This window comes from Gordonia sp. CPCC 205333, from assembly GCF_048537885.1.
Classification (GTDB): Bacteria; Actinomycetota; Actinomycetes; order Mycobacteriales; family Mycobacteriaceae; genus Gordonia.
In genome coordinates this window covers 509,119-532,314 of record NZ_JBCLVI010000004.1, presented here as the reverse complement: position 1 = coordinate 532,314, position 23,196 = coordinate 509,119, and the positions used below count along the sequence as shown (strand labels likewise).

At 63.1% G+C, this 23,196-nt stretch carries 16 protein-coding genes; 13 read left to right on the top strand and 3 right to left on the bottom strand.

Features of this window, described 5'->3' with window-relative positions:
- Positions 1 to 281: 281 nt before the first annotated feature.
- Positions 282 to 1,043: a type I methionyl aminopeptidase gene (gene map, locus AAFP29_RS17010; RefSeq protein ID WP_419218571.1), complete on the bottom strand. Its 762-nt coding sequence runs from the start codon at positions 1,041 to 1,043 to the stop codon at positions 282 to 284.
- A gap of 94 nt (positions 1,044 to 1,137) precedes the next feature.
- Here map and AAFP29_RS17005 point away from each other — a divergent pair, with 94 nt between their 5' ends.
- The gene (locus tag AAFP29_RS17005; protein ID WP_419218570.1) at positions 1,138 to 1,404 is read left to right on the top strand and encodes a helix-turn-helix domain-containing protein; all 267 of its coding nucleotides are present in this window, start codon (positions 1,138 to 1,140) and stop codon (positions 1,402 to 1,404) included.
- 2 nt (positions 1,405 to 1,406) lie between these two features.
- Here AAFP29_RS17005 and AAFP29_RS17000 read toward each other — a convergent pair whose 3' ends face one another.
- Positions 1,407 to 2,078 carry a TetR/AcrR family transcriptional regulator gene (locus AAFP29_RS17000; protein ID WP_419218569.1) on the bottom strand — a complete coding sequence of 224 codons (672 nt, stop codon included), beginning with the start codon at positions 2,076 to 2,078 and terminating at the stop codon, positions 1,407 to 1,409.
- A 101-nt stretch (positions 2,079 to 2,179) separates the two neighbouring features.
- Between AAFP29_RS17000 and AAFP29_RS16995 the strand changes: the two genes are divergently transcribed.
- The gene (locus AAFP29_RS16995) at positions 2,180 to 3,712 is read left to right on the top strand and encodes a DHA2 family efflux MFS transporter permease subunit (RefSeq protein WP_419218568.1); all 1,533 of its coding nucleotides are present in this window, start codon (positions 2,180 to 2,182) and stop codon (positions 3,710 to 3,712) included.
- An 88-nt stretch (positions 3,713 to 3,800) separates the two neighbouring features.
- On the opposite strand, the gene AAFP29_RS16990 is transcribed toward AAFP29_RS16995, so the two are convergent.
- Positions 3,801 to 7,358 carry an indolepyruvate ferredoxin oxidoreductase family protein gene (locus AAFP29_RS16990; protein WP_419218567.1) on the bottom strand — a complete coding sequence of 1,186 codons (3,558 nt, stop codon included), beginning with the start codon at positions 7,356 to 7,358 and terminating at the stop codon, positions 3,801 to 3,803.
- A 228-nt stretch (positions 7,359 to 7,586) separates the two neighbouring features.
- Here AAFP29_RS16990 and AAFP29_RS16985 point away from each other — a divergent pair, with 228 nt between their 5' ends.
- The 11 genes from AAFP29_RS16985 to purH all read left to right on the top strand — a co-directional run bounded on the left by AAFP29_RS16985 (position 7,587) and on the right by purH (position 23,014).
- Positions 7,587 to 9,188 carry a carboxyl transferase domain-containing protein gene (locus AAFP29_RS16985; RefSeq protein ID WP_419218566.1) on the top strand — a complete coding sequence of 534 codons (1,602 nt, stop codon included), beginning with the start codon at positions 7,587 to 7,589 and terminating at the stop codon, positions 9,186 to 9,188.
- Positions 9,189 to 9,192: 4 nt separating this feature from the next.
- Positions 9,193 to 11,631, top strand: a complete 2,439-nt coding sequence (locus tag AAFP29_RS16980; protein ID WP_419218565.1) for a biotin carboxylase N-terminal domain-containing protein — start codon at positions 9,193 to 9,195, stop codon at positions 11,629 to 11,631.
- A 7-nt stretch (positions 11,632 to 11,638) separates the two neighbouring features.
- Entirely contained in the window at positions 11,639 to 12,805 is a 1,167-nt protein-coding gene (locus AAFP29_RS16975) for an acyl-CoA dehydrogenase family protein (protein WP_419218564.1), read from the top strand.
- Positions 12,802 to 13,374, top strand: coding sequence for a MaoC family dehydratase (locus AAFP29_RS16970; protein WP_419218563.1), 573 nt, complete (start codon positions 12,802 to 12,804; stop codon positions 13,372 to 13,374). The genes AAFP29_RS16975 and AAFP29_RS16970 overlap by 4 nt, the downstream gene beginning before the upstream one ends.
- A 3-nt stretch (positions 13,375 to 13,377) precedes the next feature.
- Complete coding sequence (locus tag AAFP29_RS16965; RefSeq protein WP_419218562.1) at positions 13,378 to 14,238, top strand: HpcH/HpaI aldolase/citrate lyase family protein; 861 nt, start codon at positions 13,378 to 13,380, stop codon at positions 14,236 to 14,238.
- Positions 14,239 to 14,278: 40 nt separating this feature from the next.
- Positions 14,279 to 15,922, top strand: coding sequence for an AMP-binding protein (locus tag AAFP29_RS16960; protein ID WP_419218561.1), 1,644 nt, complete (start codon positions 14,279 to 14,281; stop codon positions 15,920 to 15,922).
- The gene (locus tag AAFP29_RS16955) at positions 15,922 to 17,868 is read left to right on the top strand and encodes an acetoacetate--CoA ligase (protein WP_419218560.1); all 1,947 of its coding nucleotides are present in this window, start codon (positions 15,922 to 15,924) and stop codon (positions 17,866 to 17,868) included. Before AAFP29_RS16960 ends, AAFP29_RS16955 begins: the two co-directional genes overlap by 1 nt.
- Before the next feature lie 152 nt (positions 17,869 to 18,020).
- Entirely contained in the window at positions 18,021 to 19,079 is a 1,059-nt protein-coding gene (locus tag AAFP29_RS16950; protein WP_419218559.1) for a hypothetical protein, read from the top strand.
- Positions 19,080 to 19,220: 141 nt separating this feature from the next.
- Positions 19,221 to 20,771 (top strand): DUF6350 family protein, encoded by a 1,551-nt coding sequence (locus AAFP29_RS16945; protein WP_419218558.1) that lies wholly within the window; start codon positions 19,221 to 19,223, stop codon positions 20,769 to 20,771.
- A gap of 21 nt (positions 20,772 to 20,792) precedes the next feature.
- Entirely contained in the window at positions 20,793 to 21,431 is a 639-nt protein-coding gene (gene purN / locus AAFP29_RS16940; protein ID WP_419218557.1) for a phosphoribosylglycinamide formyltransferase, read from the top strand.
- On the top strand, positions 21,428 to 23,014 hold the full coding sequence (purH, locus tag AAFP29_RS16935) for a bifunctional phosphoribosylaminoimidazolecarboxamide formyltransferase/IMP cyclohydrolase (RefSeq protein ID WP_419218556.1): 1,587 nt from the start codon (positions 21,428 to 21,430) through the stop codon (positions 23,012 to 23,014). The genes purN and purH overlap by 4 nt, the downstream gene beginning before the upstream one ends.
- Positions 23,015 to 23,196: the final 182 nt, after the last annotated feature.

Below are 23,196 nucleotides of genomic sequence, written 5' to 3'. Positions count from 1 at the left end.
CGCGCCTGTATCGAGATCCGATGAGGTGAATGCCGTTGTCTGGCAAGGATGTTAGGTGTGGGTGGTCTCGATACACCCGTCTCGGCTGGCGCCTCGTCGGGCACTCGACCAGCGGTGGGGTCGTCTGGTCGGGCACTCGACCAGCGGTGGGTGCGCTGTTCGTTTGGTTGGTCGAGTGGGCTCGCCGAGCGCTAGCGAGACGCGCCCGTATCGAGACCCGGTGAGACGAATGCCATGTCTGGCAACAGCATTGAGTGTCGGTCGGACGAGCTTGGTCCGCTCTAAGCGGTCAGTACAATCGGCCCCGACTCGGTGATTGCGATTGTATGCTCGCTATGTGCGGCGCGCGAGCCGTCGGCCGAGCGCAGTGTCCAACCGTCTGCGTCGTAACGGATGCGATCGGTGGTCGCGCAAAACCAGGGCTCGAGTGCAAGGGTGAGCCCAGGGGACAGTGTCATTCCGCGGCCACGTTTACCCAAGTTCGCGACATGCGGATCCTCGTGCATCGTTCGGCCGAGCCCGTGACCACCGAAGTCGCCGTTGACCCGGTAGCCGAACTGCTTGGCGACCGCGCCGATGGCATGTGAGATGTCGCCGAGGTGACCACCGGGTCGGGCGGCGGCGATCCCTTCGGCGAGCGCTGTTTCGGTGGCTCGGATGAGTCGCTGATCCGCTGTCGCCGGCGTCCCGACAATGATGCTGCGTGCGGAATCGGCTACCCAGCCGTCAATCGACACGGCGATATCCATCGTCAGGAGGTCTCCGTCGCGGAGCACGTAGTCATGCGGAAGTCCGTGTAGCGCAGCATCATTCACTGACAGGCAAATGACATTGCCGAACGGGCCGCTGCCGAATGATGGCGCGTAGTCCACGTAACAGGACACCGCTCCACGCAGTGCGATGAGTTCGCGCGCGCGTTGTTCGAGGTCAAGTAGGTTCACTCCGACGTCGGCCCGGCCGGACAGGTCATCGAGCAGTCCGGCGATGAACTTTCCGGTCGTCCGCATCGCGTCGATCTCGGCGGGTGTCTTCAACTCGACCATCAGGTCTCTCCGTTCGAACTAGTGTTGGTATTAAAATACCACGAGAGAGGCAGTTCCTGGTATTTTCATACCGCAAGAGGCTACTCTGGGTCGCATGGTTCGTGTACCTCTGACCCCGGAGCAGATCGCCGCAGGGAGGCGTCTCGGCGCACTGTTGCGTGACGCCCGCGGTGAACAGAGGCTCGACGATATCGCAGGTGCGGCGGGGATTTCGCCGGAGACCTTGCGCAAGATCGAATCGGGTAGGTTGGTGACTCCGTCGTTCTTCACGGTCGCGGCCTTGGCCGATGTGCTGGCCATTCCGCTCGGTAATCTCGCGGCCGCCCGCGCTGTCGACGCCGAATTCGGGCGGGCGGGCTGACCCTACTGTCGGCGCAAACGTTCTAGTTTGTGCTCGTCGAGTTGCCGGATCTGGTCCTCGGTCAGTGCGGGGGTGGTGAGTGGTACGCGCGGCCCGTCGCCCCGTAGGCCGTCGAGCAATATCTCGGCGAACCGTCGCCACGCGCCGTCGGTGTTCTGTGTCGCATCGCCGATCGCGGCGAGCATGCAGACTAACCCGAAGAAGTCGGCGGTTTCGATTTCTGGTCGAATCGCGTTGGCGGACTTCGCCTTTTCGACGATCTCGGTGACGAGTTCCTCGACGGTCGCCTTCGCGGCTCGCATTGTTTCGGCAGTGTGATCTACTGCGGTCAGGACGGTGGCCAGGCCGCGATCGGATGCCATGACGTCGCCGACGGTGGTGAGCAGGATGACTACCGACTCCCACGGGTCGGCGTCGGCGACGGCCGTCCTGATCTTGGCGGCGATGGTTTCCAGGTGGTCGACGAAAACACCGACGATAAGTTCCTCTCGGTTGGCGAATCGTCTATAGACGGTGCCGACGCCCACGCCTGCATGTGCCGCGACATCGTCGAGGGTCACGTCCAGTCCGCGGTCGGCGAAGAGTTCTCGCGCGGCGTCGAGAATGCGCGCTCGGTTGCGTGCGGCGTCGGCGCGCAGCGGGCGCGTCGCGGACGCCTGATCGGTTGTGGTCATGTTCACATCATATCAAGCGGAGGGAATTCCTCCGGTTCGTGCTAGCGTTGTGTCTCGTAAGCGGAGGACCTGCCTCCGAATTCAACTTCACGGAGAATCACATGACTACTCTCACCAAAGAACTCGAGCCCGAGTTCGTCGGGGAGGACGGCACGGGGAGGGGTGGCGACTCGGCATCCGCGCAGCGATCGCATCGCCTGCGCTGGGTAATCCTCGGTGTCCTCGCGCTTGCCCAGCTGATGGTGGTGCTCGACGCGACCATCGTGAACATCGCGCTTCCGCACGCACAGGCCGACCTCGGCTTCGATAACGCCAGCAGGCAGTGGATCGTCACCGCGTACGCGCTGGCCTTCGGAAGCCTCCTGCTACTCGGCGGGCGTCTCACCGACCTCTGGGGCCGCCGGACCTCGCTGATGATCGGCCTCGTCGGCTTCGCCGTCACATCCGCGATCGGTGGTGCCGCAGTCAATTTCGAGATGTTGGTCGCCGCTCGGGCGGGTCAAGGTGTCTTCGGCGCATTGCTGGCACCTGCCGCATTGTCTTTGCTGACAACCACTTTCACTGATACCAAGGAGCGCGCCCGCGCATTCGGCATCTTCGGTGCCATCGCCGGTGGTGGCGGTGCGCTCGGACTACTGCTCGGCGGCATGCTCACCGAGTGGGCGGATTGGCGCTGGTGCCTTTACGTCAACTTGGCTATCGCTGCGATCGCCATGGTTGGTGCTTGGCTGTTCCTCGACCGCTCTCGGTCCGAGCATCGCCCCAAACTCGATCTGCCCGGCGTATTCACGGTGACCGTCGGCCTGTTCGCCGTCGTGTATGGCTTCGCCAATGCGGAGACCGCTGGGTGGGGTGACTGGGCAACTGTCACCTGGCTGGCAACTGGTGTCGTGGTTCTGTCGGTGTTCGGCTGGCTCCAGACCCGCACTGAGCACGCATTGCTTCCGTTGCGCGTCATCTTGGACCGCACACGCGGTGGTTCCTACCTGGTGGTGTTCATCTCGGGTATCGGAATGTTCGGTATCTTCCTGTTCCTCACCTACTATCTGCAGCAGAATCTGGGCTTCACGCCGATCTCGACCGGGCTCGCCTTCCTGCCGATGATCGGTGTGATCATCGTGATGTCGACGCTGGCCACCGCTCTGGTCCTGCCTCGTTTCGGACCGCGTTGGATGGCGACGTCGGGTATGTTCATCGCCGCGGCCGGCATGGTCTGGTTGGCTCAACTCACGGCTACGTCGGCGTACTCGACCGATGTCCTGCCGGGTCTGCTGGTGATTGGCTTCGGTTTGGGCCTGTCGATGGCACCCGCGATGCAGGGCGCGATTTCCGGGGTCTCTTCCGAGGATGCCGGTGTCGCTTCGGCAACGGTCAATACGATGCAGCAGGTCGGCGGATCGGTGGGAACAGCGTTGCTGTCGACCATTGCGGCCAGTGCCGCAACGTCATTCACCACCAGTCACGTCACATTGGCCGCGCCGGCGCTTGCCGCCCAGGCTGCGGTGGCCAGCTATACCACCGCGTTCTGGTGGGCCGCGGCGATCTTCGCGATCGGCGGTGTGGTCGCCGGAGTGGTGATGCGCAGCGGCAAGTTGCCCGACACTCCCGAGGGCGCGGTCGCTTTGGGACACTAAGCCCGTGACCTACTGAACTGTCCCCGTGGTGCGAGCAGAGGCGAGGCTATATCGCCGTCTGTGAGCGCTACGGGGACAGCTTCAGTTCTCAGAGCAGTTTTCGCTGGCGGTTGAGTTCGGCTCGGTAGTGCTCGACGTTGGCCATCTTCACACCCTCGTAACCCCGGACCATGTCAGGCAACTCGGCGATTGATGTTGCCGTGGCCCTCTGTTGGGGGGTCGGCGCCGGCCCGAGCTGTGCCAACAATTGATCGATCACCTCCCGGTACTCAACGACCAGTGCGCGTTCGGTCCGTCGAATCTCGGTGTGCCCGAACGGGTCCAGTGCGGTACCCCGTAGTCGCTTCATCTTGGCAAGCCCGGTCATCCCGGGCTTCGCCCACCGACCCAACGAAATCTTCTCGCGCATACCCATCGCACGCAGTGTCGGCGGATGCAACCGGACCGCAACTTTGGCGTCGGCACCGAAGGTGTCGGCCACCTCGGCGGCGAAGGCGGTGTCGCCAGTCAGGCGCGCCACTTCGTATTCGTCCTTGTAGGCCATCAGCTTGAACAGATTGCGTGCCACCGCGATGGTGAACTGTTCGCCCAGCCCGGACCGGTGTACCCGTGTGACATCGAACAGGTACCTCCGGGCGTACTCCTCGTTCTGATAGGCGATCAGTTCGTCGTAGCGGCGGGTAACCGTTGACGCCAGCTCCCCGTCGAATTCGGCCGTCGCGCGTCGAGCGGCATCCGATGGTGCGTACTCCGCGACGCTGACACGTACCGAATCGGCCGCTGCCGCAACGCCGTCCGGGTCGGCGACGGCCTGCCGTCCGCGCCGGAAAGCCTGGATATTCGCTTCCACTGCGACACCGTTGAGTTCAATAGCCCGCTCGATCGATTCCGCGGAGATCAGCAATGCCCCGGTCTGATACGCCGCTCCGACCATCATCATATTCGCGTATTGTTCGTCGTCGAACAGTTCCTCCGACAGTGCTGCCGCGTTGAGATACACCGCCCGCGCGACCCGCGCGTCGATCGACGAATACACCTGTGCCGCAGCTGGAAAGCCGACTTGAGTGTCGACCACCATCGAACCCGTTGGCACCGTCGCCGTCGACACCACCGCCACCGTCTTCGACGCCGACGCAACCTTGAGATTCACCGGGTCGGCTCCGACCAGTTGGTCACATGCGAGGTAGACGTCGCAGTCGTCGCTGGCAACCTTGGCGGCCTGTTCGGTCGGCTCGGCGGACACCTTCAGGTCGCTGACCACCGCGCCGCCCTTCTGGGCAAGGCCGGTCATGTCAACGGTGCGTGCGCAATTGCCATCGAGTACCGCTGCGGTAGCCAAGACCTGAGACACAGTGACTACGCCGGTGCCACCGATCCCGGTGACTCGGATGGTGAAATTGCCGGTGGCAATGGGGGATCGGTCCGGCTCGGGCAGCGAGTTCGCCAGCGCGGGTACCCGTTCCCTGGCCCGATCTGAGCCCGGAGTCACGGTAACGAACGCCGGGCAATCACCTTTGAGGCAGGAGAAGTCGAAGTTGCACGAGCTTTGGTCGATGTGGGTTTTTCGGCCGAACTCCGTCGAAATCGGATGTACTGAAAGACAATTCGACTTCTCGCCGCAATCGCCGCAGCCCTCGCAGATGCGTTCGTTGATCATCACTCGCTGTGCTGGAGTTTCGTAGGTGCCACGCTTGCGCTTGCGGCGATTCTCCGCCGCGCAATGCTGATCGTGGATCAGCACCGAGACGCCGGGTACCGAGGCCAACTCGGTCTGGATGTCGAGCATATCGTCACGATGGCGCACCTCCACGTCGCCGGGTAGGCCGAGAGTGCGAGTTCGGTTGGGATCGTCCGAGGTCACAACGATTTTGGCGACCCGTTCGGCGAGAAGCAGTTTCACCATCTGCGGCAGATCCATCTCGCCAACCGGGTCCTGCCCGCCGGTCATCGCGACCGTCCCGTTGAACAGCAGTTTGTAGGTGATGTCTTCACCGGATGCCACCGCCGCGCGCAAGGCCAGCGACCCGGAATGCATGAATGTGCCGTCACCGACGTTCTGTACGAAATGTTTCTCGTCCACAAAAGGTGCCATCCCCAGCCACTGAGCACCCTCCCCGCCCATCTGAGTGACGCCTGCGACGTCGCCGACCTGCTGCGGGTCCATCAGCAACACCATTGCGTGACAACCGATTCCGGCTCCGACGAGGTATCTCGAGTCATTCGGCCCGCTCGCTTCGCTCCCGGCGGCAGGCACCTTCGTCGAACTGTTATGCGGACAGCCTGAACAGAAATACGGCGTACGCACGGCCAAAGGCAAGTTGATCCGCTCGCGCCGATTCATGTGATCGTCGAGCCAGCGTTGGGCCGAGGCGATCTGATGATGAACGCCCAGGCGTGCGGCCATGCCGCGAGTCACAGCGTCGACGTCGAGTTCGCCGAATCGGGAGAACAACGTCGAGCCGTCCTCGTGCGTCTTGCCAACGATGGCGGGAGCATCCGGGCGGCGAAAGAGTATGTCGCGCATCATCGTTTCGATGAAGTCGCGCTTTTCCTCGACGACGATCACCTCGTCGATTCCTTCGATGAACCGATCAAGGATATCCCGCTCGATGGGGTACACCATGCCGAGTTTGAGGATGCGGATTCCGAGGCCGGCGAGGTCGGCGTCGGAGATTCCGATGAGCCGCAATGCTTCTCGCATGTCGAGATACGTCTTGCCCGCCGCGACGATACCTATCCGATCGTCGGCGGTACGCGCGACGATCTGGTTGAGGCCATTGAGTCGGGCGTATTCGAGGGCACGCGGCAGGCGGATGGTGAGCTGATTCTGTTCCAGCTCCATGAGATTGGCGCCGAGCAGCTGTCCGCTGGGGATGTGGGGACTGGCGCCCAGGCCGCCGTAGTCGGGAAGAATCGCATCTGGGGCGACGACCGCGGTCGACGCGCCGTCGGCTACATGCGCAGAGATCTTGAGTGAGGTCCATAGTCCCGACACTCGGCTCATGAGCGCCGCGTGCACCCCGAAATCCAGGATGTCGGCGCTGTCGGCGGGGTAGAGGATCGGCATGTAGAGGTCAGCGAGTGCCATCTCCGACGCGCACGGGACCGTCGAGGACTTGGCACCCGGGTCGTCACCAACCAACGCGACCGCTCCGCCGTTTGGGTGGGTTCCGATGATGTTGGCATGGCGCAGCGCATCGGTCGCACGATCGAGGCCCGGCGCTTTGCCGTACCAGTAGCCGACCACGCCGTCGCGTTGGGCACCTGCGGCGTCGGGCGAGAGATGACCGACGCGGGCGGCGACCTGCGAGCCCATTACCGACGTCGCGGCGAGTTCTTCGTTGAGTCCTGGGCGGTGCGTGATGTCGTAGGGATCGAGGTACTTGCGGCGTCGGGCGATCTCGAGGTCGTAGCCGGCCAGCGGCGAGCCCTCATATCCGGAGATGAATGACGCGGTTCGAAGTCCCGACGAGCGATCGACGATCGCGCGATCTCGAACCATCCGGACCAAGGCCTGGATGCCAGTGAGATAAATGGTTCCCGACTCGCGGGTATAGCGATCGTCGAGGGAGAAGGAGCCGCGCGAAGCGGCATCAATGGGAGAGGTCGCGTGTACGCGGCGTGCGCGATCATCAGCGAGGGTCATGGGATTACCTGGCCTTCGTTTGTGGCTCCGACGTTGGTGCCCCGAGGTGGTGGGCGCAAACGTGGAGCGGGCTGTGGTGGACCGCTGGGTGTGCGATCCACTGACCAGACTAGGGAAAGAACGTGAGCGCCGTCACGCTGGATGGAAGAATTGGCGTTCTAGGTGACAAGTGTGGTGGCAGTCACCTAGACTGCATTCAGTTAATGACTAGTAACTGAAAGGTTATCGGTGACCAGCACATTCGACGACCCCGCAGCCAGGCCCGCTGCGCAGTGGCGATCCACCCACGAAGCAAACGTCGCCACCCTGCACGACCGGTTGCGCGCCGCTGCCGCAGGCGGGGGTGCGAAGGCCCGCGAACGTCATACCTCTCGCGGCAAACTGCTGCCGCGCGACCGGGTGGACCTGCTCCTGGACACCGGGTCTCCCTTCCTGGAGGTCGCGCCGCTGGCAGCTTTCGAGATGTACGGCGGCAAGGTGCCGTGTGCGGGTGTCATCGCGGGCGTCGGGCGGGTCAGCGGGCGCGAGTGCATGATCATCGTGAACGACGCCACCGTCTCCGGCGGCACCTACTATCCGGTGACTGTCAAAAAACATCTGCGCGCGCAGGAGATCGCCGCTGCCAACCGCCTGCCCTGTATCTACCTCGTTGACTCGGGTGGCGCGATGTTGTTGCAGCAGGATGAGGTGTTTCCGGACCGGGATCACTTCGGGCGGATCTTCTTCAACCAGGCCAATCTGAGTCGCAACGGTATTCCGCAGATCGCTGCGGTGCTTGGTTCATCTACCGCAGGTGGCGCCTACGTTCCCGCGATGAGCGACGAGACCGTGATCGTTCGCAACCAGGGCACGATCTTCCTCGCCGGCCCACCGCTGGTGAAGGCGGCCACCGGCGAGGACGTCAGCGCGGAGGATCTGGGCGGTGGCGCGATGCATTCGTCCGTCTCCGGCGTCACCGACCACCTCGTCGACAACGACGAGCAGGCATTGGCGAAGGTACGGGAAATCGTCGCGACCCTCGGCCCTCGTGAGCCCGCACAGTGGGAGGTGTCGCCGCCGGTCGCGCCGTCGCGTCCACAGAGTGACCTCTACGATGTCGTGCCAACCGACTCGCGTACCCCGTATGACGTTCGCGAGGTCATCGAAATCCTCAGTGACGGAGGACAATACACAGAGTTCAAGGCGAATTACGGCACCTCGCTGGTGACCGCGTTCGCAAAGATCGACGGTCATCCGGTCGGCTTTGTCGCCAACAACGGCGTCCTGTTTTCCGAATCCGCCCTCAAGGGAGCCCATTTCATCGAACTCTGCGACCAACGTCGTATCCCGCTGGTGTTCTTGCAGAACATCACCGGCTTCATGGTCGGCCGCGAATACGAAGAAGGCGGCATTGCCAAGAACGGCGCCAAGATGGTCAATGCCGTTGCGTGTGCCCGCGTCCCGAAACTTACCGTGATGATCGGTGGATCTTTCGGCGCGGGCAACTATTCGATGTGCGGTCGCGCGTATTCGCCGCGGTTTCTCTGGATGTGGCCCAACGCGCGAATCTCGGTGATGGGCGGTCCGCAAGCGGCCGACACGCTGGGTACGGTGCGCCGCAACCAGATTGAGCGCGGTGGCGACCAATGGTCCGAGAACGACGAGGAAGCATTCAAAGCGCCGATCCGCGAGCAATTCGATAAGCAGTCGGACTCCTACTATTCCACCGCTCGCCTGTGGGACGACGGCATCATCGACCCCGCCGATACTCGAACCATCCTCGGATTGGCTTTGGAGGCAACTCGATACGCGCCACTGGCCGATGCCGGCTACGGCGTATTTCGGATGTGATGACATGACAACGACATCGACCAAACCCATTAATCGCGTCCTCATTGCCAACCGAGGTGAGATCGCGTGCCGCGTGATCGCCACTTTGCGGCGGCTCGGCATCGAGTCGGTCGCCGTGTACTCCGACGCCGACGCGAACGCCCAGCATGTGCGCGACGCAGACCTCTCGGTATGGATCGGGCCCGCGCCCGCCGCCGAGAGTTACCTTCGCATCGACGCCGTCGTCGACGCCGCCCGACGTTCCGGCGCCGACGCGGTACATCCGGGCTACGGATTCCTGTCCGAGAATCAGCACTTCGCCGCCGCACTGGCCGACGCAGGGATCATTTTCCTCGGCCCGCCAGCGACGGCGATCGCGACGATGGGCGACAAGATCTCCGCTCGTGCTGCGGTCGTCGAACGTGGGGTGCCGGTAGTGCCCGGACTATCGCGGCCGGACTTGACCGATTATGAATTGATCGCTGCCGCACCGGAGATCGGGTTTCCGGTGCTCATCAAGCCATCCGCGGGTGGTGGTGGCAAAGGAATGCACCGGGTGGAAGATGCCGATGCCTTGGCGGCGGCACTGGTCACCGCACGTCGCGAGGCGGCCGCGGCCTTCGGCGACGACACCCTATTCCTCGAGCATTTCGTTGACACACCACGGCATATCGAGGTTCAGATCCTCGCGGACCAGCATGGCAACGTCATCCATCTCGGCGAACGCGAATGCTCTCTACAGCGTCGTCATCAGAAGGTAATCGAGGAAGCGCCGTCGGCGCTGTTGGACGCGGCGACGCGCGAGCGGATTGGCCAGGCCGCGTGCGACGCCGCGCGCAGCGTGTCCTACGTCGGCGCGGGCACCGTCGAATTCATTGTCTCGGCACGGCGACCCGACGAGTTCTTCTTCATGGAGATGAATACGCGACTACAAGTCGAGCACCCGGTAACCGAGATGATCACCGGCGTCGATCTGGTGGAGCAGCAGATTCGCGTTGCCGCCGGAGAGCGGTTATCGCTGTCGCAGAATGATATTCAGCTGACCGGGTATGCGGTCGAGGCTCGCGTGTACGCGGAGGATCCGGCGGCTGGATTCCTGCCGACCGGCGGTACGATCGTCGCCGTGGACCATCCGGTACCGCCGAATGCGCCGACTGCCGGTCCGATCCGAGCCGACTCAGCGATGCGCGATGGGTTGGTGGTTGGCTCGGATTATGACCCGATGCTCGCGAAAATCATTGCCTACGGCCATGATCGGGCGACGGCGCTGGTGCGGCTTGATGCCGCCCTGTCCCGGACCCACGTACTCGGCGTCGGCACCAATATCGACTTCTGCCGATTCGTGCTGGCCCGTCCGGAAGTGGCTGCGGGAGAACTGGATACCGAACTGCTCGATCGGCTCGTCATCGACTATGCCGCTCCCGCAACGGATCCCGTGGCGGTGGCGCGGGTCGCGCTGCACCAGACGGGGCTTGATGGTCACCAGGGTCTCGATACAACACCTCGGCTAGCGCCTCGGCGTCACTCGACCACCGGGTGGGGAGCCACGGGAGACCGTGGTCGGTCGCAACCCCGGTGGTCGAGTGCCGGCGAGGGGGTGTTGGGTCGGTCGCATTCTGGCTGGTCGAGTGCCGGCGAGGGGGTGTTGGGTCGGTCGCATTCTGGCTGGTCGAGTGCCGGCGAGGGGGTGTTGGGTCGGTCGCATTCTGGCTGGTCGAGTGCCGGCGAGGGGGTGTTGGGTCGGTCGCATTCTGGCTGGTCGAGTGCCGGCGAGGGGGTGTTGGGTCGGTCGCATTCTGGCTGGTCGAGTGCCGGCGAGGGAGTGTCGGGTCGGTCGCATTCTGGCTGGTCGAGTGCCGGCGAGGCGCTAGCCGAGCCGGTGTATCGAGACCACGGCCTCTGGCATACCGCGATCGGTTGGCGCATCGGTGACACCGCCGCCCTGCGCCACACCGTCACCGACGGCACCCGCATCTTCGTCTCCGAACTGGTGCCCGGCCCGACGTGGACGGAGGCAACAATAACCGCCGACGACGAATCATCCTGGTCGGCAACCATATCCGCGACCGAAACGATGCTCACCGTTGACGGCCTGGCCCAGCATTGGTCGGTCGCTGTCGACGCCGATGGCGTGAGCTGGGTTGCCGGGCCGACGGGTACCTGGGCATTGCGACCGGTGCATGTGCTCACCGACGACGTCGATACCGAACATGCTGGCGACATCACCTCGCCGATGCCCGGCACTATCGTTGCGGTTTCGGCCGCCGACGGTGCCGAAGTCAAAGCGGGCGACGTGGTAGTAGTCGTTGAGGCGATGAAGATGGAACACGCGCTCCGAGCACCTACCGAAGGCGTTGTCGCGGTCAAGGTCGCGGTCGGCGACAAGGTCAAGGCCAATCAGTTGCTGGCCCAGGTACAGGCCACACTCTCCAGTGAATCGGAAAACCAAGAAGAGAAGGCATAGCACCACAATGGAATTGAGCCAAGAATACGCCGACCTGCGCGACAGCGTCCGCGACTTCGCGCGACAGGTGGTTGCTCCGGTCGCCGCGAAACATGATGCGGAACATAGTTTTCCGTACGACGTGATCGCGCAGATGGGCCAGCTGGGATTATTCGGCCTACCGTTCCCCGAAGAGATCGGTGGTCAGGGCGGTGACTACTTCGGCCTGGCGCTCGCCCTTGAAGAACTCGGAAAGATCGACCAGTCGGTGGCCATCACGCTGGAAGCCGGTGTGGGCCTTGGCATCATGCCGATCTACAAATTCGGCACCGCCGAGCAGAAGGAGACCTACCTTCCTGACCTGGTGGCGGGTCGGGCGCTTGCTGGTTTCGGTTTGACCGAACCGGGTGCCGGGTCCGATGCCGGTGCCACCGCGACTACCGCGAGCGACGACGGCGATTCCTGGGTGATCAACGGTGCCAAGCAGTTCATTACCAACTCCGGTACCGACATCACCTCGCTGGTGACGGTCACCGCGGTGACTGGGACCCGGGACGGAGCGACGGGGGACCGTCGTGGTGGTCGCAAAGAGATCTCGACGATCATCGTGCCAAGCGGCACAGCCGGATTCGTCGCCGAGCCGGCATATAACAAAGTGGGTTGGAACGCATCGGATACGCATCCCCTGTCATTCTCCGACGTTCGCGTGCCCAAGGAGAATCTGCTCGGTGAACGTGGACGCGGCTATGCGAACTTCCTGAACATCCTCGACGAGGGCCGAATCGCCATCGCCGCCCTGGCGACCGGGGTGGCGCAAGGCTGTGTGGACGAGTCGGTGAAATACGCCAAGGAACGGCAGTCCTTCGGCAGGGCAATCGGTGACTATCAGTCGATCTCCTTTGCCATCGCCCGAATGGAGGCTCGCGCGCATGTCTCGCGCACGGCCTACTACGACGCCGCGGCAAAGATGTTGGCGGGTAAGCCTTTCAAGAAGGAGGCGTCGATCGCGAAAATGATCTCCTCGGAGGCTGCGATGGACAATGCCCGGATGGCCACCCAGATCCATGGCGGCTACGGCTTTATGAACGAGTATCCGGTGGCACGACACTACCGTGATTCGAAGATCTTGGAGATCGGCGAGGGCACCACCGAGGTGCAGTTGATGCTCATCGCCCGAGAACTGGGTTTCGCGTGAGCGGGGATGGTGGAATTGACCCGGCCACCGGAGCGAGTGCCACTCGAATCACCCAGCGCGGCTTATGGTTCGAAGAATTCGGTGAAGGCACGATCTATGAACATCGTCCCGGCCGGACAGTCACCGAAGCCGACAACGTCCTGTTCACCACCTTGACGATGAACACGCAGGCGCTACATCTCGACGCGGCGTGGTCAGCGCGGCAACCCGGATTCGGCGGGCAGCGGCTGATCAACTCGATGTTCACATTCTCGACTATCGTCGGGCTGTCGGTATCCCAACTGACTCAGGGCACACTCGTCGCGAATCTGGGCTTTTCTGAAGTCGCCTTTCCCGCACCGCTTTTCGCTGGAGACACGTTGTACGCGGAGACCGAGTGCGTGAGCAAACGTGAGTCCAAGTCGCGACCGGGGGAGGGCGTGGTGAACCTGGTGCATGTCGGCCGCAACCAGGACGGCGTCGTAGTGGCGCGCGCCGCGCGGGCCACTTTGGTGCGCAAGCGTCCCGAGTCGAGCCGCGACGGCGGGCGAGCGGAACCACGGGGAACCAAGTCAACCGAAGGGAACTGATCCATGTCCATCGCAGGTGCGTCAACCGGAGTCAACGCTTGGCTGCCGCCCGGGCCGGCACTCCTGTTCTGTCCGGCCGATCGACCCGACCGCTACGCCAAGGCTCTCGACCGCGCCGACGTCGTCATCTTGGACCTCGAAGACGCTGTCGCACCGGAGGATCGGCAGGCAGCTCGTGATGCCCTGGCGGCCAACCCGTTGGACCCAGATCGGGTCATCGTGCGGATAAACCCGCCGTCGACCGGCGATCATCGTCGCGACCTCGCGGCGATTGCCGATACCGACTATCGCGTGGTCATGGTGGCGAAGGCCGAGACGCCAGAATCGGTAACCGCCACCGGATTCCAGTCCATCGCACTTATCGAGACACCACTCGGCGCGGTACGCGCCAACGAGATCGCCGATGCCGCCAACTGCATTGGATTGATGTGGGGTGCAGAAGATCTCATCGCGGGTCTCGGTGGCAAATCAAGTCGTTTCGGTGCTGGTGAACAGCGGCGAGGGACCTATCGTGATGTCGCTCGTCATGTCCGGGCGTCGGTGCGGCTTGCGGCCGCCGCGTACGGACGATTTGCCATTGACGCCGTACATCTCGACATCGGCGACGTCGACGGGTTGGCTGCCGAAGTCCGCGACGCGGTCGCGCTCGGATTTACCGCGACCGCGGCGATCCATCCCTCCCAGGTTGAAACCATCCGCTCGGGCTACCGCCCTGATGCAGATGAAATCGCTTGGGCACGAGAGATATTGGCCGCTGCTCACGACGCGCCCGGTGTTTTTAGCCTGAACGGTCAGATGATCGATGGTCCGGTGCTTCGGCAGGCCGAAAGCGTACTCGCCCGAATCAGCGACGCGGTGTCCTAACTCAACCAATGCACTACCGATCGGATAAGAGAGTTTCGAAGTGAACGCGCAGACTTCCAACCCCCCAGAGCTGTCTTATGCACGAGCCGAGGCCGAGCCGGCACTATTGGACGACACCATTTACGGCAATTTTACCGAGACGGTAGCCAAGTTCGGCGACAACTTGGCGCTGGCCGAGGCCGCCACCGGGCGGACCTGGACATATCGCGAATTGCACCGAGAGGTAGAGGCATTGGCCGCCGGCCTGCTGCGGTCCGGTGTCGCAAAGGGGGATCGGGTGGGCGTGTGGTCGCCCAACCGTTCGGAGTGGACGATGGTGCAGTATGCGACGGCGGCCATCGGCGCGATTCTGGTCAATATCAACCCGGCCTACCGGCAGACCGAAGTTGACTTCGCTCTCAGGCACTCGGGCATCACCATGGTGCTCGCCGCCCCCAGATTTAAAGACTCCGACTACCCCGGGATGCTCGATCGCGCACGAGAGTCAGTGTCGAATCTTGCCTCGGTCGTCATCTTTGAGTCTACGGAATGGCAAGCGCTACTTAATGATCCGTCCGATGGCGACCGCACTGCGGTCGCCGAACTTGCGGCCTCGCTCCGTGCGGACGATCCGATCAATATCCAGTACACCTCCGGTACCACCGGAGCGCCCAAAGGCGCGACACTCACGCACCGAAACATCCTGAACAATGGTTACTTCGTCGGCGAACTGATCAACTACACCGATGCCGATCGGGTCTGTCTCCCGGTGCCGTTCTATCACTGTTTCGGAATGGTGATGGGCAACCTCGCCGCGACGAGTCACGGTGCGGCAATGGTTATTCCGGCGCCGGCCTTCGACCCGGCAGCAACGCTGGCCGCCGTCGAGAAGTATCAGTGCACCAGCCTCTACGGTGTGCCGACCATGTTCATTGCGGAACTGGCATTGCCGAACTTCGATGACTTCGATCTGTCGACCTTGCGCACCGGCATCATGGCGGGATCGCCGTGTCCCGAACAGGTGATGCGCCAAGTGGTCGATCGCATGCATATGAGCGAAGTGTCCATCTGCTACGGCATGACCGAGACGTCACCGGTCTCCACCCAGACTCGATCCGACGACGAGCTGGAACTGCGGGTCGGCACCGTGGGCCGGGTCGGGCCCCACCTGGAGATCAAGGTCGTCGACCCGGTGACCGGCGAGACAGTCCTGCGCGGTGAACCCGGCGAATTCTGCACGCGCGGATACAGTGTGATGCAAGGGTACTGGAACCAGCCGGAGAAGACTGCCGACGTGTTAGACGCCGATGGCTGGATGCATACCGGGGATATCGCGGTGCTGGCCAACAACGGCTATGTGCAAATCACCGGTCGGATCAAGGATATGGTGATCCGCGGCGGTGAGAATATCTACCCGCGTGAGATCGAAGAATTCCTCTACACCCATCCGGATATTCTCGATGCCCAGGTAATCGGTGTGCCGGACAGCAAGTACGGCGAGGAATTGATGGCCTGGGTTCGGCTCCGGGACGGCGTCGCCGACTTCACCGTCGAGGATCTGCGGGCATTCGCCGAGGGGCAGATCGCGCGCCACAAGATCCCGAAGTATGTACGCGTGGTCGATGAATTCCCGATGACGGTCACCGGCAAGGTCCGCAAAGTGCAAATGCGTACCGAGGCAGTCGAATTACTGGGACTGGGCTGATGTCGACCGAAATGGAGAAGTTCGCCGAACTGGCTTCGGCCCGATCGGGACGACAATTGACTGGCTACGACGAACTGTGGCAATGGTCGGTGGATGATCTGGCGGGTTTCTGGCGCGCGGTCTGGGACTACTACCGTCTCGACGAACGCGCCGCATCTCCGCTGGGCCGCGAACCATCCGATGTGTTAGCCGACTCGACTATGCCTGGCGCCCACTGGTTCCCGGCCGTCCGCCTGAACTATGTCGATCAGGTCGTCGCACACTCCGGACTGGCCGGCGCGGCGATAGTCGGCCTCGACGAGAGTGGCGCGCGCACCGAGATCAGTTGGGCCGCATTGCCGAGCCAGATTGCCGCAGCGGCTCAGGCGCTGCGGCAGGCGGGAGTCGGCGTGGGCGACGTTGTCTGCGCATACCTTCCCGATATTCCCGAAGCGGTGGTGGCGTTTTTGGCGACGGCGTCGATAGGTGCGATCTTTTCGGGTTGCGGAGCCGACTATGCGCCCGAGGGAGCGGCCGGGCGGATGGCGCAACTATCGCCCAAGGTGTTGTTTACCGCGGACGGATATCTGTACAACGGCAAGCAAATTGATAAGAGCGCGGACAATATGGCGCTTGCCGAGCTGCTGACGAGTGTCGTCGAAGTAGTGAATATCGGTGAGGCGCATGATGACTGGCGTATTCCCGTGTCGTCGTATGCCGCGCTGGTCGGAGCCTATGACGGCGTGGACTTGGTGACCGAGAAGGTTGCCTTCGACCACCCGCTCTGGGTCTTGTTCAGCTCTGGAACAACGGGCAAGCCGAAGGGAATCGTCCACGGGCACGGCGGCGTGGTTCTCGAGCATCTGAAGGCGGCCGGGTTGCACAGTGACCTGACTCCAGGCGATGTCTTCCTCTGGCAGACCGCATTGAGCTGGATGATGTGGAATTTCCAGCTCGCCGGATTGCTTTGCGGTGCAAGGATAGTCACATACAGCGGATCGCCGCTATACCCCAGCGCAGACCGTATGTGGTCGATCGTCGCCGACGAGAAAGTTACCTATTTCGGTACGAGTCCGGGACAACTACAAGCATCGCGGAAAGCAGGTCTACAGCCCGGCGTCGACCACGATCTGACTGCTCTGCGGTGTCTCGGCAGCACTGGATCGACGTTGGCCGCAGACTTGTTCGTGTGGGTCGATGACAACGTGAAGGCCGGCTTGCCGGTGTCGTCGATCAGCGGCGGAACTGACGTCGTGTCCGCGTTCGCGGGTGGATCTACCGGCGTACCCGTCGTGGCCGGCGAACTGTCGGTGCGCTATTTGGGTGTCGCACTTGATAGTTGGGCACCCGACACCGCCAGTCTGCGAGACGAGGTCGGCGAAATGGTCATCACCGAACCGATGCCATCGATGCCGGTGTACTTCTGGAATGACGCCGACGGAGCGCGCTATCGGGACGCGTACTTCAGTCATCAGTGGACCACGCCGTCGAATTCGGTGTGGCGGCACGGGGATTGGGTGACGTTGACCGAACGCGGTTCGCTCGCTATTCACGGCCGCAGTGATGCGACGCTGAACCGGCATGGAATCCGGATGGGTTCGGCGGATATCTACGAGGTGGTCGAGGGGATCGACGAAATCGCCGAAGCTTTCGTCCTCGGCGTCGACGGACCCGACAGCAAGTACTGGATGCCGTTATTCGTGACATTGATTCCCGGGGCGACGCTCAACGACGCGTTGATCTCGAAGATCGCGTCGACGGTCGCGACAAGGCTCTCACGCCGTCACGTGCCCGACGAAGTGCTGCTGGCGCCTGGAATTCCGCATACCAAGACCGGGAAGAAGCTGGAGGTTCCGGTCACCGCGATTCTGGCAGGTCGCGACAATGTGAACATCGACCCCCGCGCCGTCGACGATTACGCGCTTATTCAGTGGTTTTCGCAGGTAGGCGCAGCGCACGAGTGGTAACTCATCGGCCTTGCGGTGGCGGTCATTCGGGTGGATGACCGCGTCGCCTCGACGTGGTCAACTGAAGATGTATTAGCGTGGTCAGCGAAGTCGAGCGACCTGGCGCGGGGAGTCGTGCCTTGAACAACTGTCTAGCAGGAGATGTCTGAAACATGAGTTACCAGCAGGGTGGGTCGGGCTACGGCCAGCAGCAGTATGGACAGCAGGGCTATGGCCAGCAGCCGGGGCAGTATGGTCAGCAGCCGCAGCAGGGCTACGGGCAGCAGCCGGGACAGTATGGTCAGCAGCCGCAGCAGGGCTACGGGCAGCAGCCGGGACAGTACGGTCAGCAGCCGCAGCAGGGCTACGGACAGCAGCCGGGACAGTACGGTCAGGGATACACCCAGCCGAAGCCACCGAGCCAAGGTCTGCCCGCGAATATCGGACAGATTCTCGCAATCGCAGTCGCGGGTATCAGTGCGGTGACCCTCTTGCTTGGCCTGTTTCACTACGGCTACTTCATCTTTGAGGGCGTAATCCTCGCAGTTCTTGCGCTCGTTACGCTGGTGAGCGACAAGATCGACGCCAAGGTGGTGGCAACGGTCGTCGGAGCGATCTCGATCGCGGCTTTTGTCAAAAAGCTGTATGAGGTCATCTATGTGGCGGTGAAGTCGAGCGATACTTCCTACAGCTTGCTCGATTTGTCCGGTGCGGGAAATACGTTCTGGGACTACATCTATCTATTCCTGACTCTTGTCATCGCCGCTGTTGCTGTGCTGTGGGTTCTAGTGGCTCTGGAAAAGGTCAAGGTCGCACCTGCAGCCGGGGCTTCGGCGACCGCCACCGCTGATCCTTCGGCGACGCCCGCCGTCGCGCAGACTCCGTCCACCGACTCGGCGCCGCAAACTTACGGTCAGGCACAGACCTACGGCCAGGCACAGAGTTACGGCCAGACGCAGGCACCCGCCGCGCCCGCACAGGGCTACGCCCAGCCGCAGGCGACCGCGCAAGGTTACGGCCAGCCGGCCGCAGCCGAGTCGCAGGCTGCGCCGTATGCGCAGACCTCGTACGCCCCGGCCACGACGTCGGCTCCCCAGCCCGCCGCCGCGCCGACTACGGCTTTCGGTGCGCCGGTCGACCCGTCGGCGCCGTCCGATTCCGCTGGCCAGGCTCAGACCGAACCGCCCGCCGACAACTCGGGCAATGCGACGACGGTCTTCAACAGAGACTGACACTTTTGCCATCAGGGGCCGCGCGGATATCTCAACCGCGCGGCCCTTCCTGCTTATCTTGCGCGTTTGGCCTGTCACAACTTGGGTCCGCGCGGCGCGCCCCCTTCGAGTCGCCGGGCGGGCGTGCCACCCTCGAAGATGATGAGCGCCAAACCTGCCGAACCTAAATCCGAGAGCCTCGCGGCGCGACTGCGCCAGTTGCGGCAAATTCGTCGCGCGCAGGTGGCTGGATCGGAGAATTCGGCGCGAGAGTTGGTGTTGGTCGCCTTCGGCCTTCCCGTTGCCATAGTGCTCGCCCTGACGGTGATCATTTCGATCACCGTTGCCGCGGCCGGCGGTGGATTCGGCGGAATCGGGGTATCAGTCGGGTCCGCGTGGCTGGCGATCCATCAGGTGCCCCTCACTATCGCCGGCGTCACCCTCGGTGCACTGCCGTTGCTGCCGACACTCGTCCTGGTCGTGTTGGCGGTGAAGTCGGTGAAACCGGCGATCGGTGAGCGCCGCAATGTCTACGAACTTGGCGCGCTATTCGCTGCCGCAGTCGGTGGTCCGCTGATGATCACCGCGCTCGCGATGGCCGTGGTGATGGACGGCCAATCGGTATTGCCGGTGCAGAGCCCTACGCCGTTGGCAGCTTTCGGATGCACGGTTCTGGTCCACGGATTGGCGACTGCGATCGCGGTCGTCGGAGTGCATTGGCGCGACTGGGCCAGTGCCCGCGGGCTTACATCGATACGGATAGACGATCTCGCACGCGCCTGCAGGCTCGGCGCCGTCGCCATACTCAGTTTGCTCAGCGTAGTCGGCGTGATCATCGTCGTGATGCTCATCGTGCGGCATTCGGCGGTTGCCGAACTGATCGCTCAAGCGAACGGAGTCGACGGCTATCTGGGGTTGATCGTCCTGTCGGTTCTGTATCTGCCCAACCTCGCGGTGGCTGGTGCCGCCGCACTGGTCGGCGCCGACGTCAACGTCGGGCTGGCATCGCTGAGCCTGCTCGACGCACATGGCGGGGCGGTGCCGCCGCTGCCGCTGATGGCAGTACTGCCCGACGGTGAGCTAGGCAAGACGGCCGCGGTCGGATTCATGGTCACCGCAGCTGTCGGAGTCTACGTAGGGTGGCGATGCCGTGATCGTGATCTGATCCGCAGTCTGCGGTCGGTCGCAGTAGCGGGTGCGGTCGCAGCGTTGATCATGGTGCTCGCGACGTGGGCCAGCAGCGGCGATCTCGGCGAATTGGGCACATTCGGAACGAGTGTGCCGGTCGCTGGCGTGTTCACCTTCGCCGCGATCGGAGTGCCCGGAGTGCTGGTGGCGCTGGTCAACGCGCTGACACCGGCGTCGAAGGCCGCGCGGGCAGCCGAGAGCGTCGACGACGTCGAATATGAGTACGACGACGTCGAATATGACGATGCCGAGTACGAGTCGGTTGACGGGGACGAGCCGTCTGACTCCGACGAGTACAACGAGTACTACGTCGATGACTTCGATGTCGATGACTTCGACCCGCAGGACTTCGCCGGGCCGGAATCCGCAGCCGATGAGGTCGACGAGGAGATCACCGCGCAGATATTCGACGACTCGACATCGCAGTCGGGTCGGGCCGCGCGTGGACGTGGGTTGAGCCGCGATGACTACGAGGACGTTGACTACTTTGAGGACGAAACCGAGGTCACGGGTAGACGCTCCTAGGTCAAGTTCTAAGCTAGTCGGGTGACCGATGCGCTTACCCAATCTTTGCCGACGGGTCCGCGCACACCCATCGTCGTACTGGCGTCTGGCGCCGGATCACTGATGTCTGCTCTGCTCGATGTGGCCGATGGCGACGATTCTCCCTATCGAGTGGCCGCAGTAGTCGTCGACCGAGATTGTCATGCGGCCGAACATGCCGCCGCGAGGGGTATCGAGGTGGTGACGGTCCGCCTAGGCGATTACCCAGATCGGGGCGAGTGGGATCGCGCGCTCACCGAATACGTCGCAGGCTTCGAGCCCGACTACGTCGTCACCGCTGGATTTATGAAAATTCTTGGCGCGAAATTCCTTTCGCGTTTCACCGCGCGAATCATCAACTCCCATCCCGCATTACTGCCGGCCTTTCCCGGTGCGCGCGGGGTGGCCGATGCGCTGGCGTACGGTGCCAAGGTCACCGGAACCACGGTGCACCTGGTCGACGCCGGGGTCGACACTGGTCCCATCCTGGCGCAGGCCCCGGTCATCATCAGCCCTGATGACACCGAGGCGACTCTGCATGAACGCATCAAAGCTGTTGAGCGCGTTTTGCTTACCGACGTAGTGGCGGCGATCGCTGCCCGCGGCGTCGTTACCGACGGACGAAAGGCCCACATTCCGTGAATTCTCCTACCGCAGCAGATTCCACCAGGCGACCGGTGCGCCGCGCGCTCATCAGCGTGTACGACAAGTCCGGTCTGACCGACCTGGCAGCCGCGTTACACGCTGCGGGAGTCGAATTGGTTTCGACCGGGTCGACGGCGAAAACCATTGCCGCGGAATCTATCCCAGTAACCGAAGTGTCGGAGATCACCGGCTTCCCGGAATGCCTCGAAGGTCGGGTCAAAACCCTGCATCCCGGTGTCCACGCTGGCATTCTGGCCGACACTCGCAAAGATGATCACCTTAATCAACTGGGCGAGTTGGGCATAGCGGCATTCGAACTCGTCGTGGTGAACTTGTACCCCTTCACCGCGACGGTTGCTTCGGGTGCCACCCCCGATGAGTGCATCGAACAGATCGACATCGGCGGGCCGTCGATGGTTCGCGGTGCGGCTAAGAACCATCCATCGGTCGCCGTCGTGGTCGATCCATCCGAGTACGGAGAGGTTGCCGAGGCGGTCGCGGCCGGCGGATTCACGCTGGCGCAGCGACAGCAGTTGGCGGCCAAGGCTTTTCGCCATACCGCCGACTACGACGTCGCGGTCGCCTCGTGGATGGGTTCGATTGTCGCACCGGAGGTTTCGGTCGCTGGCCAGCCGTCGTTCCCGGCGTGGATCGGTGGTACGTGGGAGCGTTCGGCGGTATTGCGCTACGGCGAAAACCCTCATCAGGGTGCGGCACTTTACGTCGGCGGGCAGGGCGGTGGGCTCGCGTCGGCCGAACAGTTGCACGGCAAGGAGATGAGTTTTAACAACTACACCGACTCCGACGCCGCATGGCGCAGTGCATACGACTTCGATCGGCCGGCTGTGGCGATCATCAAGCACGCCAACCCCTGTGGCATCGCGGTCGCCGACGATATCGCGCAGGCGCATCGGAAGGCACACGAATGTGACCCGGTCAGCGCCTACGGCGGCGTGATCGCAGCCAACACCGAGGTCAGCGTCGAGATGGCGGAACAGGTCGCCGAGATCTTCACCGAGGTGATCATCGCGCCGTCGTATGCCGATGCCGCGTTGTCGGTGTTGACGCGTAAGAAGAATATTCGCGTGTTGCGCGCTCAACCTCCGCAACGGGCGGGCGCCGAAATGCGGCCGGTGTCTGGCGGCCTGTTGCTCCAACAGCGCGACATCCTCGACGCCGACGGTGACAATTCCGCCAACTGGACGCTGGCGACCGGAGAAGCGGTAGACGCGGAAACCCTGGCGGACCTCGAATTTGCTTGGCGCGCATGCCGTTCGGTGAAGTCGAATGCGATCCTGTTGGCGAGTGACGGCGCGTCGGTTGGCGTCGGTATGGGGCAGGTCAATCGCGTCGACTCCGCGCATCTGGCGGTGCAGCGCGCCGGCGAGCGTGCGCTCGGAAGTGTGGCGGCATCGGATGCATTCTTCCCCTTCCCCGACGGTCTGCAGGTGCTGACCGCAGGTGGAGTGAAGGCGATCGTGCAGCCGGGCGGATCGATCCGCGACAATGAGGTCATCGAGGCGGCAACCGACGCCGGCATCACGCTTTACCTCACTGGCGCAAGGCATTTCGCCCACTGAGTCGTCGGCCGGGCAGGCTGATGTCTGCGATGCCAGCTCTGGCGAGGGAGATGTTCCTTCGGCGGCCTTGAGGCTGCAGTTTTCAGTCCGGCGCGGCTGGTGTCTGCGGTGTCAGCTCTGGCGAGGGAGATGTTCCTTCGGCGGCGTTGAGGCTGCAGTTTGCATCCGGCGCGGCTGGTGTC